Source organism: Paenibacillus sp. FSL W8-0439, assembly GCF_038008995.1.
Lineage (GTDB): Bacteria > Bacillota > Bacilli > Paenibacillales > Paenibacillaceae > Paenibacillus > Paenibacillus polymyxa.
Genome location: NZ_JBBPAK010000001.1, coordinates 2782588 through 2799300, shown reverse-complemented (window position 1 = coordinate 2799300; position 16713 = coordinate 2782588). Strand labels below are relative to the sequence as shown.

Sequence of the window (16713 nt, the reverse complement as noted above, 5' to 3'; positions counted from 1 at the left end):
TTTGTCATATGAAATGAGAAATCGTACTTCATTATGCTACCTATTCAAGTTAACTACATATGCTTTTTATTTAGATATATAACTAAACTAATCGGTAATTGGTCTATGCTTACATCAGTTTATTTTCAGTTTATTCAGATCAGGTATACTACTTCAAGGAAACAAGGCAGACAATCCACAAGACCTACGCTAAATTTATAATTTATTGAGAGCTAAGGAGATTTACGTGCATGAAAAAGATGTTGAAAATTACTGGTTGTATTATTTTTATCATTGCAGTACTGATTGCCGCTTTGTTGATTTACTTAGCAAATAATCCTGCCGCTCCGAATAATTATACGGAAACAGTCAAAACAGGAGGCGAGTTGGAAGCAAAGTATATAGCTATGGGTGAGCACGAGGTAAGTTATTTTGAAAGTGCCGCTATGATGTCATTTAAGAAATATGAGATTTTTTATCCAGCGGATATGTCCGAAATGAATAGATCGCTCCCCGTTGTTGTATTTGTCAACGGAACAGGGATCACAGGCTCTAAATATCAAGCACTGCAAAAACATCTTGCCTCTTGGGGATTTATCACAATTGCCACAGAAGAAGAGTATGCATGGAATGGGTTTTCCGCTGAAATGTCTGTTCGGTATCTTGAGCTTTTGAATGAATACAAAGATAAAATCAATGGTGGGGATAATGTTTTTTATAAGAAGATAGACCTCGACCATATTGGTATTACCGGACATTCACAGGGCGGCATCGGTGTAATAAACGCTATTACAGATCAGAAGCATTCTGACATCTATAAAGCTGCTGTAATGTTGAGTTCCGCGAAGACCGTGATGAGCGAAGCTCTGCAATGGACATCTGATCCTACGCTCATCAAAGCACCAACTATGATTATTGGTTCCACTGGCAACACAGATGAGCAGATTGCACCTCTGGAAAGCCTGCAAAAACTTTATAATGACATCCTCAATAATGTCACAAAAGTGATGGCAAGAAGAAATGATGCCGATCATGGGCAAATGCTTTACTATGCAGACGGATATGTAACCGCATGGTTTATGTACTATCTTAATGGCGATACCGAAGCAGGAAACGCATTCTTCGGAGAGAATGCTGAAATTCTATCTAATGCAAACTTGCAGGATATTAAAAAAAACCATTAAGGGATTTGTGAAAGATTCGTGAGCGGTTTTCCACCCCAGACATTTTCGGGCAATGGTTGATTAAATCAAGCGAACGCTCCAAAGCCACATCGGATACTTGGGCAAAGTCTGTGCCTTTAGGAAAGAACGGTACAGTCTAACTCTCAATTTTCGGCATTGTATATGACCGACCAGATGCTGGAGATTACGAAATTTACTCATTCGCATTAACGATTCCAGGTTTCCAAATATGAAACCGGAGATATTACACTGGATATCGATACGCTCTATGCCATAGCAATTGCATTAAATGTACAGGTAGAGCAGTTGTTGCACACTGAGCCCAAAAACCGTTTGATTAGCAAAAAAGGCGTCCCTTCAGCTGAATATTAAACCATACCACGAAACCTTTCTCTGACTAAGGTTAGAATTTATTATTTTTTCATTAATGTGCGCTCACCAAGCCATAATCCTATGGTTTCAGCCAAGGGATTATGGCGAATGAGCATTAAATTAAATACACTCTAATCTCCCATCCAAATAAAAATTGATTCAGCTTCGTTTTACAAGTACCTGCCCTTTTCCTTTGCCATTTCGAATGACAAGCTATCTGAGTATTCGGTTTGTTTGGAGTGACTACAGGACTCACGTATTAACAAGAGTCAGTTGTTGGTTTTCTTCTTTACCTGAACAGGTACATTAAAATCATCTACGTTGATATGTCCAAACCCGCCTTTGGATTGGTCGACCACCTTTATATAAAGCTCCTCGCCGATATAATCCGTCGCATCCCAAATCTTCCGTTGATATTCTTCATAATTGGTTGCTGTCTCTTTAAATAACTCTTTGCCGTCCGACGCCCGAACCAACGCAACATACAGACGATCTATATCCCGGCCGCCGCTGATAAGGAAGTTGATCTTACCGTTCCCACCAAGGACGAAATTTTGAGATCTTAGCGCTCCGGTTAAGCTGTCGCCGCCGGCTTGCTCGTTGAAGCCCCACAAATGGTAGCCGCCCGGAATTTTATGCGACGGGTTGAAGTAAATGTTGTCCCAGAAGAACTGGGTATTGGTCACATGGACATTCTGGAAGGCGTCTCCTTCCGTTATCCACCCTGTTAAGTCGCCCGTAGCAAAATCATGATTAGGCAGCTCTGTAATATCCTTATACACAGAATTATCCCACTTATCGGGTACATAGACCGGAGCAGCCGGTTTACCCGTTAAGGCATTCATATCCCATACTTGCATGGATTTGATATTGATATCGCCATCGGCCCAGATCTGTAAGCCTAGGGAGTCGTATCTGCCTACATAGACACGAGTTGTCAGCTTCTTCTTGTAATTTGCAAATGCTTCAATGACCGAGCGATCGAGAAAGATATGGAGTTTCAAGTTCTCTCCTTTAAGATCTACATATCCTCCTTGAATGCCGTCCACACGCACATCCGGATCAATGCTGCTCTTGGTTCGATCCACGTTAAATGTCCCGTTCTTCTTGTCGTAGTAAATGAGCGTCTCTTCTTGGCCTTTTTCCGAGCGTCGCACCTTGAGACCAAATTTCTGGGCTTCACGCGGATCAATCTCCATCACAATCTCTAGTATGTCGCCTTTGACATTCTTAATCAATTGATTGGCACTCTCCAAATTTTTGTCCGAAAAATCAACCCACTTTTTCCCTCGAAGGCTCTGTAGTTCTTTAATCGGTTCGATATGCAATTTATCATGCTTATCGAGGCTTAGGGAAACCGGCAAAGATAAATTATGAGCCCATCCGGATTGATATTCGGCTTGCGGTGTTCTTACATTTTGCACCATGGAAAATACGATCGTTCTTCCGTCGGGTGTGACCAGACCGCTCTCTGCGGTTAAATAGCCGTCACCTACATCCATTTTGGAGGGTGCCTCCTGATCAGGAATAAATTTAAAGTTATCCCGGTCCCAGGTCCCGATCCAGTAAAAGACCTCAACATCTCTTTGCACATCGTTCGCTGGAGGAACATGCTCCGGCTTTTCATGGGGATTAATCATGAAAATATATTTTTGCTTGCCCGTACTATCCGTGCCTAACGGCAATAACACTGGTAGCTCCCATACCGTCCCCAACTCCGGATAACGGCTTCTGTCACTAACGTATAACGGACCCTTATATTCCCAATTGTACATATCATCGGATACATACACCAAAGCTGTGCCGCTGCTGAAGTCTGGAAGACCAGATGTCACTAGCTGATACCACTTGTCCACCTCTTTGTCGTACCATACAAACGGATCGCGGAACTCGTTGTGAATGCCTTTTCCGTTCTGCTCCGTTACCGGTTTAGGATATTTCACCCATTTTTCCAAATAGGGATCGGACAAATCCGCCGGAGTTGCCAACCCTGTTCTTTGGTTCGGCGACAAGGAGTCGTTGCCAGCGGTATAGAACAGAACAGGATTGCCGCTTCGATCATACGCTGCACTGCCTGACCACGTGCCGTCCGGATCTAGGGTGCCCGCTTCGGGCGCAAGAGCAGGTCTTACATTTTCCCAGTTCACCATATCGTCACTCACCCAATGCCCCCAGTGGATTTGATGCCAGAATGGACCTTGCGGGTTATGTTGATAAAATAAATGGTATTTGCCGTTATAGTAAATCGGTGCATGTGCTTCATTCATCCAGTTTTGCGGAGGCATCGCGTGGTACTGGGGTCGGTGCTGATCTCCGTCAAACACACTTGGATCCTCATCAATGTCCGCATTCGGAATTTGCGGAATTGAACCTCCATGAAGCGCCTTCACGCTCTCATATCCAGCAAGTATCTCCTGGTTTGTAAGGGCTTTATTATGCAGCTTCACTTCATCTAGGAGTCCGCTGAACATATTGAAGGAGAACACCCCTGCTAACTCTACAGGTTTATTATTTTTCCCGATGATCAGGCTCTCGGTAGATGGTGTGATCGGAACGTTGACGGGGGTTACTTGGGAAGCCACTTCCTCACCGTTTAGATATAATTTAATTTTTCCATCTTCTTTACTGAAAGTAGCAGCCACATAATTCCACTTGTATTTTTCCAACGGGTGATCCTTTACCCATACCTGAATCCACTGACCGCCAATGCCTACTTGCATCGACCATGTACCGTGCCGATACATACCAAGAGAAAAGCCTTCCGCTTTATCTTGATCGGATTGGTTTACGATCGCAGACAACTTGTTTCCGTCTCCCCACTCATAGCTACGCGGTGCAACCCAAGCTTCGATGGTTAACGCGTCGCTTACAGGTACAGTATCGTTTGCATTGACCTCAACATAATTCGAGTATCCATCGAACAATAAGGCGCCGCCTTTTATTCCACGCGGAGTCCATCTCGGATCCTTCGATGCCATATACCTGGCGTTGTTAAATACATAGTTCACATCGTACCTAAGGTTGTGTACTTTCTCCAGCACTTTCTTTCCTGCGCCTTCATCAAGGTTTAAGTGGAAAATAGTACCCCTACCACTTGCTTGGAAACTATCAACGGCAATGTTGGCTTCATTGGAATAATCGACAACCTTTACATAGAGCTTCTTGTTGTAGTGTTCTTGCACTTTCCATGAGATTTTCTCGTTCGCGCTGACATTCCCGGTTTTCATGAGCAATGTGTTGCTGTTCGCATCGTAAAGTGCAACATATGCGTTTTCTGGTTTGAGGATATCCAAAATAATAAAGTTAATTGTTCCGGTTCCCTGAAGCGTAAAAGTATTAGAAGTGATAGAGCCCTTTCCTTGCATGGAGGATTTGGCAAAGAAGTTCCCTTCTTTGCTCGCATGAGCTTCATTAGTCACTTCAAAAGCATCTCCCTCAACAGTCCAGCCATCGAGATTTCCGGTTTCAAAGCTTGGATTATCGATTTCATAGCGCTTGAAATCCGGCTTGATATCCGTCGCAACAATTCCTTCAGCTGGCTCCGACTCATGGTACATGGAGAATGCGTCCGCAAAAATGACTCCCCAATCCGAGGTTGCATTATCGACGACTTCCACATACAGTTTCTTGCCCAAATATGTGGAAAGATCCGCCTTGTATTGCACCATATTGGCAAGCCGCATGCCCAGCGCGGGATCTGGGAAGCCAACGTCGGCGAATGCGCTATTTCCGTATCGGGCAATAACTTGTCCCGTATCGACTTCCACAATATTTATAAATACCTTGTCTGGGTTCTTTGCACCGCCAAGCCTGAAGCTGATCCAGCCGCTGCCGCCCAGCTCGAAAGTGCTGGAATGAATTATACCTGTCGCAGATTCGTCATACTTCCAGCCGTTTAAATGATAAGTTCCTTCCTGGTTATACGGTATTTTTTCCGCCCACCAAGTCGTTTCGTCGGTTACGCTATTCGGACCGAACGCCTCGCCTTTGACAACGGTCCATCCCGTCAAATCTCCTGTTTCAAATCCAGGATTCCGAATTTGATAGACTGAATCCGTAACTGACAATCCCATGTCATTCTTAGGAATATTCTTGATTTGATAAATCGCATCCGTAACCGATGATTTCACATCATTCTTAGGAACGAGCGTTTCTCCAGCAACAGTTCTATTTTCGGATGCGACAGAGATTCCCGGAACAACAAGCTGGAGAACCATAGCCCATATAACCATTCCCGATATCCAACATTTTCTTCCTTTGGCTTTCCTCATTCTCGAGCCTCCTTCGAAACTTGTTATACTTGCGAACATCGATACCTCATTTCGAAATGCTCTCCTTGTACAAAGATGAATAGTCATGAAGAAGGGAGAATATGAATGAAACGTTTCCAAACGGAGGAATGCAAAATTACTTGATCATTTGTGTATGACCCCATTCGTTAGGAGCACCTAAACAATCGTCTTACCAAATGGACTGCATATCCCATATATCCAAGGATTTAACAAACGGTTCTCCATCTCCCCAAATCTCGAGTCCCAAAGCATCCATACGGCTCGGATATACCCGGGTTGTCAGGCTTTTCAATCCGTTTGCATAGGCTTCGACCATGGAGCGGTCCAAATATATGTGGAGCTTCAGATTCTCCCCAAGTAGCTCCAACTTACCGCCTTGAACCCCTCCGCACTTTTCTCCCGGGTGAAGCGTCGTTTTCGACCGGTCGACCAAGAGCATCGCTTGATTCCAATCATAATACAGCAGAGTTTCTTCCTCTCCGTCTGGTGTACAACGGACCTTGATTCCGAATTTTTTGGCGCTGCCGGGCTCCAATTCCAATTGAATCTCAAGCATGTCACCATGAACATTCCTAAGCTGTACATTAGTTTCAGCCAATGACTGGTCCCGAAGCGATAGCCGCTTGGGGCCACGCAGCGATTGAAGCTCCTGAATCGGCTCTATTCCCAGACGTCCGTCATCCCTCAAATACACGCTTAACGGCAAGCCTCCGTTATGAGCCCAGCCCGACTTATATTCCATCTCGGACGTCCTGTCGCCTTGGGCTATCGTAAAGACGATATTTCTGCCGGTCTTCGGATCAACCATTCCACTCGGTCCAGTAAAATGGAAATCCCCGACGTCAATCAATTGAGGTTCTTCTTGATCGGGGATGAACGAAAGATTTTGCTTGTCAAGTTGTCCGATCCAATAGAACACCTCGACATCCGCTCCCTTCCCCACAGGGCTAACAAGCAGGAGATGTTTGTTCACCCCCTGCTTGTCCCTGCCAAGGGGAAGAAGCACAGGGAGCTCCCAGATGGGTCCAAGGTAAGGAAACTTCTGAATATCCGCTTTAAAAAACGGCCCTTTATACGTCCAATTCAGCATATCCTGTGACGCAAATGCCAGTGCTGCTCCACCTTCGATTCCGGACCCGACCAGAGCATACCAACCGTCATCGTCCTTCCATACGAATGGATCTCGGAAATCCCCAAATGCGCCCATTCCCTTCTTCTGCACGATCAACGGCTCTGGATGTTTGACCCACTGAACCAGATCCGGGTTTCCGTCAAGGGTATAAGTACTTCGGGCAAGCGCTACGCTCTGATTCGGAGAAGCGCTGTCATTACCTGCCGTAAAGAACAAGACAGGAAGTCCGTCATCATCATAGGTTGCGCTTCCCGACCAGATCCCGTCCGGTGCGAGCTGATCCTTTTCGGGCGCCAGGGCCACGGGTAGATCACGCCAATGCACCAAATCCTGACTTACCCAATGCCCCCAATGGATCTGATGAAAGAACGGTCCCTGCGGATTATGCTGATAGAACAAATGATATTGTCCGTCAAAATAGATCGGTGCATGGGGTTCGTTCATCCAATGGGCCGGCGGGCTAACATGATATTGCGGTCTGTGCCGATCAAGTAGCAGTGGCGTTCGGTCTAGCTTGATCTCGTCATAGTTTAATTGCGGCTGGATACCTTCATGAAAGGTATCCAGCACATAACGATAAGAAGCGGCCACTTCTTCCGCGCTCAGCGCCCGATTATAAATCTTGAGTTCATCAATGATACCGCTAAACATGTGCAGGCTGAACACTTCTGCCAGCAGGCTGCTATGGTTATTCTTGCCAATCAGAAGATCCGTGTCAACCGCCTCAGCTAGGCGGGAACCACGAGGCACGGCAGCTGAAGCGATTTCACTGCCGTTCAAATACAACTTGATTTCCCCTTGGTTCCCATCGAACACAGCATTCACGTGTGACCATTCATTCTTCGGCAGTTCATGGCCGTCTGGCGACCAAAGTTCCTTCCAGTCCCCTCCTTCCAGCCCGACTTGGAAGGACCAGGAACCGTGACGGAACATGCCGAGCAGATAACCCTGCTTGCGATCCAGGTTGTAGCGGTTCACGATAGCGGACAATTTGCCATCATCCCCCCATTCATAGGAGCGTGGGGCTACCCATACTCCTATACTTAACGCTGATCGATACTCTGGCTCGGTGTTCTGATTTCCCTCATCGAACGAATGCGCAATGTAAGTCGAATAACCATCGAACAGAAGCCCATTTCCAATTACCCCCTGTCTCCACCGTGGAGGGCAAGGTTTAGTAAACTCCGCTTGGTTAAATACGTACTGGATTTTATCCTGGACTTGGGATACGCTCTCCAGAGCGCTTGTACCGGTTCCTTCATTGAAGGCCCAATACATGATCAATCGCCGATTATCGGTTTCATGGCTCATACTTCAACCCTCCTTGTGTCTGCTCCGTTGGACCATTGGGAATATGAATGGAGTTAAGAGCATGCATAAAAAACGAGTTCACTATAACTTCCCCTGATTTCGTACTTATCTCAATACGATCCATCGGAGCATCAGGGAATATTTGATCCGTCAGTGCAACCAAACCCTCATTCGCGTACACTTCAACCGCGTTGCGATCCAGCCAAATATGCAGTTTGATCTTCCCATTCTCCGAAACCATTCTAGCACCGTGCTTGCACGCAAACGATGGGTGGAAATCAGTCAGGCCCGATTTCGAACGATCGATGAATAGCCATTGGCGCACAGGGTCATATCCGATAATAGTCTCGCTTTGCCCAGAGGACTTCATTTTAATATGAACCTCGTCCCCGGAACGAATGTCGATATCCGCTTCAATTTCAAGCAGAACATCATTCATTTTTTGCGTAAACGGCACCGCTGGCTTAACCTTAACCTCATTCCAGCAGAGCGTTCCTTTCCGCAGCTGCTCTATTTCCCGAACAGGCATTTGGGTCAGAACTACGCCCTCGTCTCGGCTGGTCAATGACAAGACGCGAGGCAGAGTCATTGTACCTCTCCAGGCCCCGGTAGGCGTTTGGTTAGCATATTTCCAGTTGCTCATCCATCCGATGATCATACGCCGTCCATCCTGCTCAGCTATATCCGACCAGGTGACCCCCGCATAATTGTCCCGGCCAAAATCCAGCCACAGAATATGATCGGCCGGATGGTCATTGATGAACGTATTTCCGTCGAACTCTCCGATAAAGTATTGCGTGCGTGAGCCTTCCGGACAGTTGGGATTATCTCCGATGCTTATGATAAGTACCCATTTGGAATGTCCGCTGTCATCAACCGGTAATTCAAAGAGATCAGGGCATTCCCAAACTCCGTCATGCGAGCCTTCACTCTTTCCGAATTCGCCTGACAACGACCATTCACGTAAATTGTCGGAACGATAAAACCGAACGTGGTCTCCAGCGACAAGAGCCATAATCCAGCATTCACTTGGCGAATGCCAGAACACCTTGGGGTCCCGGAAGTCGACCAGATCATGCTCGTCGAGTATTGGGTTCCCCTCATATTTGTGCCATGTTCGGCCTTTATCGCTACTGTAAGCTAGGCTTTGCCGCTGGCGAGGTTGTCCGGTCTCCGGACAGCTGTCTGCATGAGTGAAGAGTGCGATCAATCCATGGGAACCATCGAACAGTCCGCTGCTATTATTCCAGTCAACCACACAGCAACCGGAGAAAATAGCGCCGTGCTCATCCGGGAACAGAGCGATAGGCATATGCTCCCAATGAACCAGGTCTTGGCTTACAGCATGACCCCAGTGCATTTGTCCCCATTGGTTACTATAAGGATGGTGCTGATAAAACAGATGATAGACTCCTTCGTAATAGACTAATCCGTTGGGATCATTCAACCAGTGGGAGTGAGGTGAAAAATGAAAACCCGGCCTAAATCTATCATCATCGTGCTGTTTATTTGTCTCGATTATCTGGGTAATTTCATCTGTCGTCGGCATAGATTGAAGAGCCCCTTTCCGTGTGGTTACTAATGCACCACCGGCATTAGCAAAAGTTAGCATACCGATGATTTGCTGTTTGGTCAGCTGATTCAAAGAAATACCAGCATTCAGTATCTTATATAACAAGCAGCCCAGAAAAGTGTCACCGGCTCCTGTCGTATCAATGGCCTCTACTTGAAAACCCGGCACATATCCGTCATGACCCGCTAATCGGTAATAGCAGCCTTTTTCCGCTAAAGTTACGAAGATCCCAGCGATGCCGAATTGCTGTTGCAGCTCTAGCGAGCCTTTTTCCACATCAGTTGTACCCGTTATAAAGTGGAGCTCATCTTCGGATATTTTCAGGATGTCGGCATACTTCATGCCCCAAAGGATATTCTGTTTCGCTTCCTCTTTACTCTCCCATAAAGCAAACCGGATATTCGGATCGAATGAAAGCAGGACTCCTGCCTCTTTAGCCTTCACAACTGCCACTCTTGTTGCCGTACGGGCCGGCTCATGGGTCATCGACAAAGAACCAAAGTGCAGTGCATGGCAGTTTTCAATCCTATCGAACGGGACATCCTGCGTGCGCAAGTATGTATCCGCTCCTGGTTTCCGGTAGAAGCTGAACGATCGGTCTCCGTTGTCATCCAGATGAACAAATGCCAGCGTTGTATTGGCTTCCTCTGTAAACGTAAGCGCAGACACGTCGATGCCACCGTTCATCAAGGTATCGTGCAGCAAGGAACCGAATTGATCATCCCCAACTTTGCTAATCAACGTCGCTCTAGCTCCTAAACGGGATAGAGCAGCTGCTACGTTAGCCGGAGCCCCTCCAGGATTGCATTCAAACTGCCCGTTGCCTCCCGCTGTACGACCTGATGGCGTAAAGTCTATCAATACTTCCCCAATGGTTATTACATCAAGCACAGTTTTCTCCCCACCTATCGTTTGATTATTTATTTATTAAATTTGCATTATAACGGTCCAGCCCTTTTTGATAGATCTCCATTAATTCGTTCAGCCCCATCTTCTCGAGTGTCTTCACATAGCTGTCCCACTTTTCGTCTACCTCGCCATCGACGATGAACTTGCCTCTTTGGGTATTTACATATTTAATAAGTTCAGGCTCAATCCGATTGATTTTATCTAGTTCATCCGGTTCAAAGAAGATGCTCGGATAGTTTTCCTTTTTCATATATGGAGTGTAATATTTCTCCAAATACTCAGCACGCTTCTGAGCTCGGGGTTCCATATCAACAACTTTTCCGAAGTCATCGAAAGTAATGACGCCCGGATTCCCTGTGCCTGGAGCCACTTTTTGACGGAATTCACCTGCGGAGACTCCCTTGGGAAGCGGCAGGTTCACCAATTTTCCTTTTTCGTCCTTCTTGAATACGAAATCCAACGGACCCCAGTGAATTTGAGCCGCCATGTAAGGGTCATACTGTTGATCGATCCAACGCATCGTCATTGCCGGATAACGGTTCTCATTTGTAATCACGAAGCTACCTCGTCCCGGTCCTCCGCCGTTGTTGCGACCAATCATTTGATCTCCATTTGGGCCTTTAAGCGGGGGCAGCAGAGCATAATCCTTACTACGCTCCGGTCCGACAACTTCTTCGACTTCCCACCAAACGTAGGAGCCGAGCGTTTCATCTGGTGTTTTGCCTTTTGCTAAATACTGAGCGGCATCCTGGGTAAACGATTCAGGGTCAATCAGCCCCTGCTTATACCAGTTATCATGAATATATTTTAATGCTTCCTTAAATTGAGGTTGCGAAGCGGTAAAGATCACTTTACCTTCGCGGACGATCCGATGTTCCAAATTATCCGGAAGACCGAAAGCTCCGAATATGCCAGCAATGTCACTACACCACTGCATGTGCATAAAGCTTAATGGGATTTCATCAGCCTTGCCATTGCCGTTCGGATCCTTCGTTTTAAAGGCAATCAAAGCCTGCGTGTATTCGTCCAACGTTTGAGGTACTTTTAAACCCAATTTATCGAGCCAATTTTTATTGATGACGTGAAAGAAGGGGTTGGTATCGAGCTTATTCTCTTCCCACGACGGCAGCCCATAGATGTGACCGTCTGGTGCTGTGATGGCTAGTTTAATGTCAGGCCGACGATCGAGAAGCGCTTTCAAATTAGGCGCATATTTATCAATCAAATTCTCCAGCGGAATAATGGTTCCGTCTTTACCGTAATTGATTAGCTCGTAATCTGTGAATCCGGCTCCGTAAAAGGCATCTGGCAAATCTCCGCTGGCCAACAACAAATTTTTCTTCTCTGCAAAGTCAGTGTCTGGAATGTTTCCCCAATCAATTTTTATGTTTGTTTGTTTTTCCAGCCGCTTAAATATTTCCATTTTTGAGTAATCTGGCGCTAAAGCAGCTTTTGGGGATACCATCTTTAATGTCACCGCTTCTTTAACAATCGGAAGACCGGTTTTATTAAAATTCGCATCCTGATCCGGATTCACCGTCTGATTTTTTGATTCGCCACCGCCTCCCGAACATCCGCTAAGAGCAAACACTCCAGCCAGCATTAGCATTCCAGCCCTTTTGAATAATTTCATCGTACATAACCTCCTTATGTCAGTCCACAAGCTGAGAACTTCCCTTGTCCTTGTTATTTACTTGTCTGAATGCTGAATTTAGGTATTCTGTTGCACATTCCCCCTTTCAGGCACCCTGACAATGTTAGCCTTTGATCGAGCCGATCATCACGCCTTTAACAAAGTATTTTTGCAGGAAAGGATACAAAATCAGCAACGGTAGGCTGGATACCATGATGACACCATATTTGATAAGCTCTGTAACGCGCATCTTCGCTGCGTAGGATTCCACGTCGATCATCATGCTCGAGTTGGCCTGATTCTGGACAAGAATGTTGCGAAGGACCAGTTGTAATGGATACTTGCTTTCATCGTTCAAGTAAATCAAAGCGTCAAAGAAACCATTCCAGAACCCGACAACATGATACAGTACCATTACGGCTATAACGGACTTAGACAAAGGTAATACGATGCTCCAAAAAAATCTGGTATTGGAACAACCATCAATGGAAGCGGCCTCCCACATTTCATCAGGGATGGTCGACTGAAAAAAAGTCCTTACGATAATGACATTGAACACACCTCCTGCTCCAGGAATAACCAGTGCCCAGATCGTATTCAGCATGTGAAGATCTTTAATCAGCAAATAGGTCGGGATCAACCCCCCACTAAAAAACATGGAGATCAGTAAAAACCACATTATCACCGACTTTCCTGCCATTCCTTTACGAGCTAACGGGTAAGCTGCACATACGGTCACGGCAACTCCGATTAATGTTCCTAGACTCGCATATAAGATCGAATTGGCATATCCAATCCATATAGATGAATCGCTGAATATTCGCCCGTATCCATCCAGCGTAAAACCCTTTGGAAAGAACCATACTTCACCTGAGTAGATGAGATTGGGGTCACTGAGTGAAGCAATCAATACAAAATACAGCGGGAATAATACAAGCAACATAACTATGGTCAGCATGACGTAGTTGATGATGTCAAACCATAAGTCTCCCTTACTTTTTCTCTTTAATAATTGATTCAAATTGATCTCCCCCTTACCACAGGCTGGTTTCCGTCAATTTTTTTGCGATCCGGTTGACGGTGACTATCAGGATAATATTTACAACTGAATTAAACAGGCCAACTGCTGTAGAAAAGCTGTATTGTGCTTTTTGAATCCCAATTTCATAAACATAGGTCGGAATAATATTGGAGGTGGCATAATTCAAATCGTTCTGCATAAGGAAAGCCTTTTCAAAACCGATGCCCATAATGTTGCCGAGTGCGAGAATCAATAAGATGACGATCGTCGGCAAAATGCTTGGAATATCCACATGCATTACGCGCTTCCATTTGCTTGCTCCATCCATGATCGCCGCTTCATGCAATTCCGGATTGACCCCTGCCAGAGCTGCAAGGTAAATGATGGTAGCAAAACCTGTCTCTTGCCAAACCCCTGATAATATATACAAAGGACGGAACCACCCTTCGTCGGCCAAAAACATAATGGGGTCCCCTCCAAACCAAGTGATGATGTGATTCACAATTCCGCTGTTTGGAGACAGAAAAACATTAAGCATACCAACGAGCACTACGGTAGAAATAAAGTGCGGTGCATAAATTACAGTCTGTACAATTTTCTTGTATCTCTTGGCCAGCATCTGATTGAGCATAATCGCTATAATAATCGGAGCTGGGAAGCTAAATACAAGCGATAGAGCACTGAGTGTAAGCGTATTAGTCATGATCGTCCAGAAGTTATAGGAATCGAAAAAATCAATAAAGTGCTTAAAGCCCACCCACTCGCTTCCCCAGATTCCCCGACTTGGTGAAAAATCCTTAAAAGCAATTTGTATTCCATACATCGGATAGTATTTAAATACGAGATAAATAATAATGATTGGCAGCAAAAACAAATACAGTTCATAATCACGTTTGATCTGGTTCCATATTTTGCGATTTGGCTTGATCGTAGAATGATCTAACTCGCTAATTCTTGTATTCACCATTACACTCCCTTTCTTGACATCGGATATTTTCATTTTTGAAACGTTTCCAATTTACTTTAAAAAAACGGGAAGACGAAGCATCTGTTGATCCAGACTTATTCCTTTGATCTCCAAATGAAACGTTTCCAATTTATTATAAAAAAAATGCCGAGTTTGCAGATCCAAACTGAGATCCAACTGAATGAGCTAATATCTTTACAATTAAGATCATGTAGTTTCGCCTTGCCTGAAGATAACGGGGAGACGATACACTTGCTGATCTAAAGTTATACCATCCATCTTTTGATACAGCAGTCTGATTGTCATACGTGCCATTTCCTCCACTGGCTGCCTGATTGTGGACAATATCGGATGAAAATAAGGATGATTCTGAATGCCGTCGTAACCGATGACCTTTACATCCTCTGGAACGCGAATACCCTGCTTGCCTACTCTTTCTATATATTTGGCGGCTAACATATCGGTAATAGCGAAAATGCCGTCCACATCCTGATACTTATGTAGAAATTCGCTAAAATAGGCATCGTCGTTCACAATAGGGTCTGGTTTCTCGTATATCACATAGTCGACACCTAATTTTTTCGCCTCATCAATGAAACCTTTTCTTCGATTCATGGTTTCACTAAATACGGAAGTTACACTTCCTATAAAAGCCGGTCTCTGGGCTCCCGCTTTAATAAGTTCCCTTAAAGCCATACGCCCTCCCTTATAATTATCCGAGGTCACACAGGTAATTTTTTTGCTAAAGTGTCTGTCAATACTTACAATCGGAATGTCATTGCTTACGCTATTCTCAATATCATTGTAAGTAATGCCGATAATACCAGCCACTTTATTTTGCCGTAGCATATCTAGATAATACAGTTCCTTTTCGGGCTTACCACCGCTATTACATAGCATGAGCTTAAAGCCTTCCCGATCCAACTCATCCTCAATGTAATAAGCCAGTTCAGAAAAAAAAGGATTCCAGATACTTGGAAGCAGCAAGGCTACCATCTTGGATTTCCTCATCTTAAAATTTCGAGCGACTTCATTAGGGATATAATTCAATTCTTGTATAGCTTTTTCCACTTTTTGGCGTGTATTTGGTTTTACAGAGCCCGAGTTGTTAATAACACGGGAAACAGTTCCCACAGCTACGCCAGCCAGGTTAGCTACATCTTTAATACTTGGCATTTAGCCCCCCCTCTCTCTTATGAAAATCATAATAGCACGAAATTGGAAACGTTTCAATAATCTTTGAAGCACTTTTTTTGACTTTTTTATTGCCTAGCCCGTATGTAGCTAAATCAAGTGTAAACTGGTCAGAAACATGATAAGCCAAGTGACAGAGCTGCCATAGGGTAAATAGGTGATGTCCGTTAGAAGGACGAGTCCGGGTACTTCCTTTCTGAAGTCTCTCTGTAAAAGGTAATAGAACGCGAACCTTTCTTAAAGCCTCGAAAGCAAAGGCCTTCTTGATGTCAGCAAAAAATAAAGTGTTTTCTTAGTGCTTAGATTAATTTATGTATCTTTTTAAAGAACTACATGCTACTCGCGTATGTTCTTAAATTATTAATTGGAAATTGAATATAACGAGATGGACAGAGCCCAAGCGAAGGCTCGGGAGCGTCCTTGGAGGAGTTAATTTGAAGCAAACGACAGATTTTATGAAAATGAAGCAAAACAATGAAAAGATCGTCATGTTAACAGCTTATGCCTATCCGTCTGCAAAGCAGAACAAGCCGGTGTTGACGTCATCTTGGTTGGGGATTCGCTTGGAATGGTGGTTCTTGGTTACGATTCAACTATCCCAGTGACACTCGAAGATATGATTCATCATACCAAAGCAGTAGTTATCGAACATACAGGTCCTTTCGATCCCGGTGATTGGTATCGGTGCTGGGGTAAATGTAGATGCCCCAAGTTCTTGTTATATCATGATATTTTGGGTTATGGTGTTGAGCGAGTTGCTAAGTTTGTCCAACAATATCAATCGTTAAATCCATTTTTGTGTCTTTATTATGTTATACAAAGTTGCCTCGACTTATAACTTTGAAGATTTTGAGTTTTGAACTATCGACATCATCCGAGAATTAAAGTAACTGTCTCGGTTTAATTTAATCGGCTTGATTATTAAGTCCCGAGAAGCTTGGTATAGAATCTTGTTACTGAGAGCTCTATAAATTCACGGGAGATTCCGATCTAATTCTTTTCGGCCCTTGTTTTGTTTTTTTGCATATCCCCTTTTTATCCGGGTTTACACTGATTCAGAAGCACTTATTAGCATCTATTCATTTTCAGACTTTGAGCCAGCTACTCCCCATGTTTCCCCGTCAACTTTATAATCACTGCTGCCTC

At 44.7% G+C, this 16713-nt stretch carries 8 protein-coding genes and 2 pseudogenes; 3 read left to right on the top strand and 7 right to left on the bottom strand.

All coding sequences use genetic code 11. The features are described from left to right. Positions 1-230 precede the first annotated feature (230 nt). Together MKX36_RS11920 and MKX36_RS11915 are read left to right on the top strand one after the other, a co-directional pair. Complete coding sequence (locus MKX36_RS11920) at positions 231-1163, top strand: poly(ethylene terephthalate) hydrolase family protein (protein ID WP_340864734.1); 933 nt, start codon at positions 231-233, stop codon at positions 1161-1163. A 228-nt stretch (positions 1164-1391) separates the two neighbouring features. Then, positions 1392-1535: pseudogene (locus tag MKX36_RS11915) on the top strand (helix-turn-helix domain-containing protein); the annotation flags it as partial. Positions 1536-1804: 269 nt separating this feature from the next. Here MKX36_RS11915 and MKX36_RS11910 read toward each other — a convergent pair. The 7 genes from MKX36_RS11910 to MKX36_RS11880 all read right to left on the bottom strand — a co-directional run bounded on the left by MKX36_RS11910 (position 1805) and on the right by MKX36_RS11880 (position 15549). Then, positions 1805-5806 carry a GH32 C-terminal domain-containing protein gene (locus MKX36_RS11910; RefSeq protein ID WP_340864733.1) on the bottom strand — a complete coding sequence of 1334 codons (4002 nt, stop codon included), beginning with the start codon at positions 5804-5806 and terminating at the stop codon, positions 1805-1807. A gap of 190 nt (positions 5807-5996) precedes the next feature. Beyond that, positions 5997-8270: a GH32 C-terminal domain-containing protein gene (locus MKX36_RS11905; protein ID WP_340864732.1), complete on the bottom strand. Its 2274-nt coding sequence runs from the start codon at positions 8268-8270 to the stop codon at positions 5997-5999. Then, the gene (locus tag MKX36_RS11900) at positions 8260-10734 is read right to left on the bottom strand and encodes a PfkB family carbohydrate kinase (protein ID WP_340864731.1); all 2475 of its coding nucleotides are present in this window, start codon (positions 10732-10734) and stop codon (positions 8260-8262) included. The genes MKX36_RS11905 and MKX36_RS11900 overlap by 11 nt, the downstream gene beginning before the upstream one ends. Positions 10735-10759: 25 nt before the next feature. Continuing rightward, entirely contained in the window at positions 10760-12385 is a 1626-nt protein-coding gene (locus MKX36_RS11895; protein WP_330721080.1) for an ABC transporter substrate-binding protein, read from the bottom strand. A gap of 124 nt (positions 12386-12509) precedes the next feature. Further along, positions 12510-13406 carry a carbohydrate ABC transporter permease gene (locus tag MKX36_RS11890; protein ID WP_016820910.1) on the bottom strand — a complete coding sequence of 299 codons (897 nt, stop codon included), beginning with the start codon at positions 13404-13406 and terminating at the stop codon, positions 12510-12512. Positions 13407-13419: 13 nt separating this feature from the next. Beyond that, positions 13420-14373, bottom strand: coding sequence for an ABC transporter permease (locus tag MKX36_RS11885; protein WP_026065421.1), 954 nt, complete (start codon positions 14371-14373; stop codon positions 13420-13422). Between the two features lie 207 nt (positions 14374-14580). Beyond that, the gene (locus tag MKX36_RS11880; RefSeq protein ID WP_025364902.1) at positions 14581-15549 is read right to left on the bottom strand and encodes a LacI family DNA-binding transcriptional regulator; all 969 of its coding nucleotides are present in this window, start codon (positions 15547-15549) and stop codon (positions 14581-14583) included. A 473-nt stretch (positions 15550-16022) separates the two neighbouring features. On the opposite strand from MKX36_RS11880, the pseudogene MKX36_RS11875 reads away from it, so the two are divergent. Continuing rightward, positions 16023-16207 (top strand): annotated as a pseudogene (locus MKX36_RS11875) (3-methyl-2-oxobutanoate hydroxymethyltransferase); the annotation flags it as partial. Positions 16208-16713 lie beyond the last annotated feature (506 nt).

What these genes read in the sequence shown, in the direction of transcription:
- MKX36_RS11895 (WP_330721080.1), bottom strand. Translation starts at nt 12,385, where the DNA reads ATGAAATTATTCAAAAGGGCTGGAATGCTAATGCTGGCTGGAGTGTTT.
- MKX36_RS11905 (WP_340864732.1), bottom strand. Translation starts at nt 8,270, where the DNA reads ATGAGCCATGAAACCGATAATCGGCGATTGATCATGTATTGGGCCTTC.
- MKX36_RS11885 (WP_026065421.1), bottom strand. Translation starts at nt 14,373, where the DNA reads ATGGTGAATACAAGAATTAGCGAGTTAGATCATTCTACGATCAAGCCA.
- MKX36_RS11880 (WP_025364902.1), bottom strand. Translation starts at nt 15,549, where the DNA reads ATGCCAAGTATTAAAGATGTAGCTAACCTGGCTGGCGTAGCTGTGGGA.
- MKX36_RS11920 (WP_340864734.1), top strand. Translation starts at nt 231, where the DNA reads ATGAAAAAGATGTTGAAAATTACTGGTTGTATTATTTTTATCATTGCA.
- MKX36_RS11910 (WP_340864733.1), bottom strand. Translation starts at nt 5,806, where the DNA reads ATGAGGAAAGCCAAAGGAAGAAAATGTTGGATATCGGGAATGGTTATA.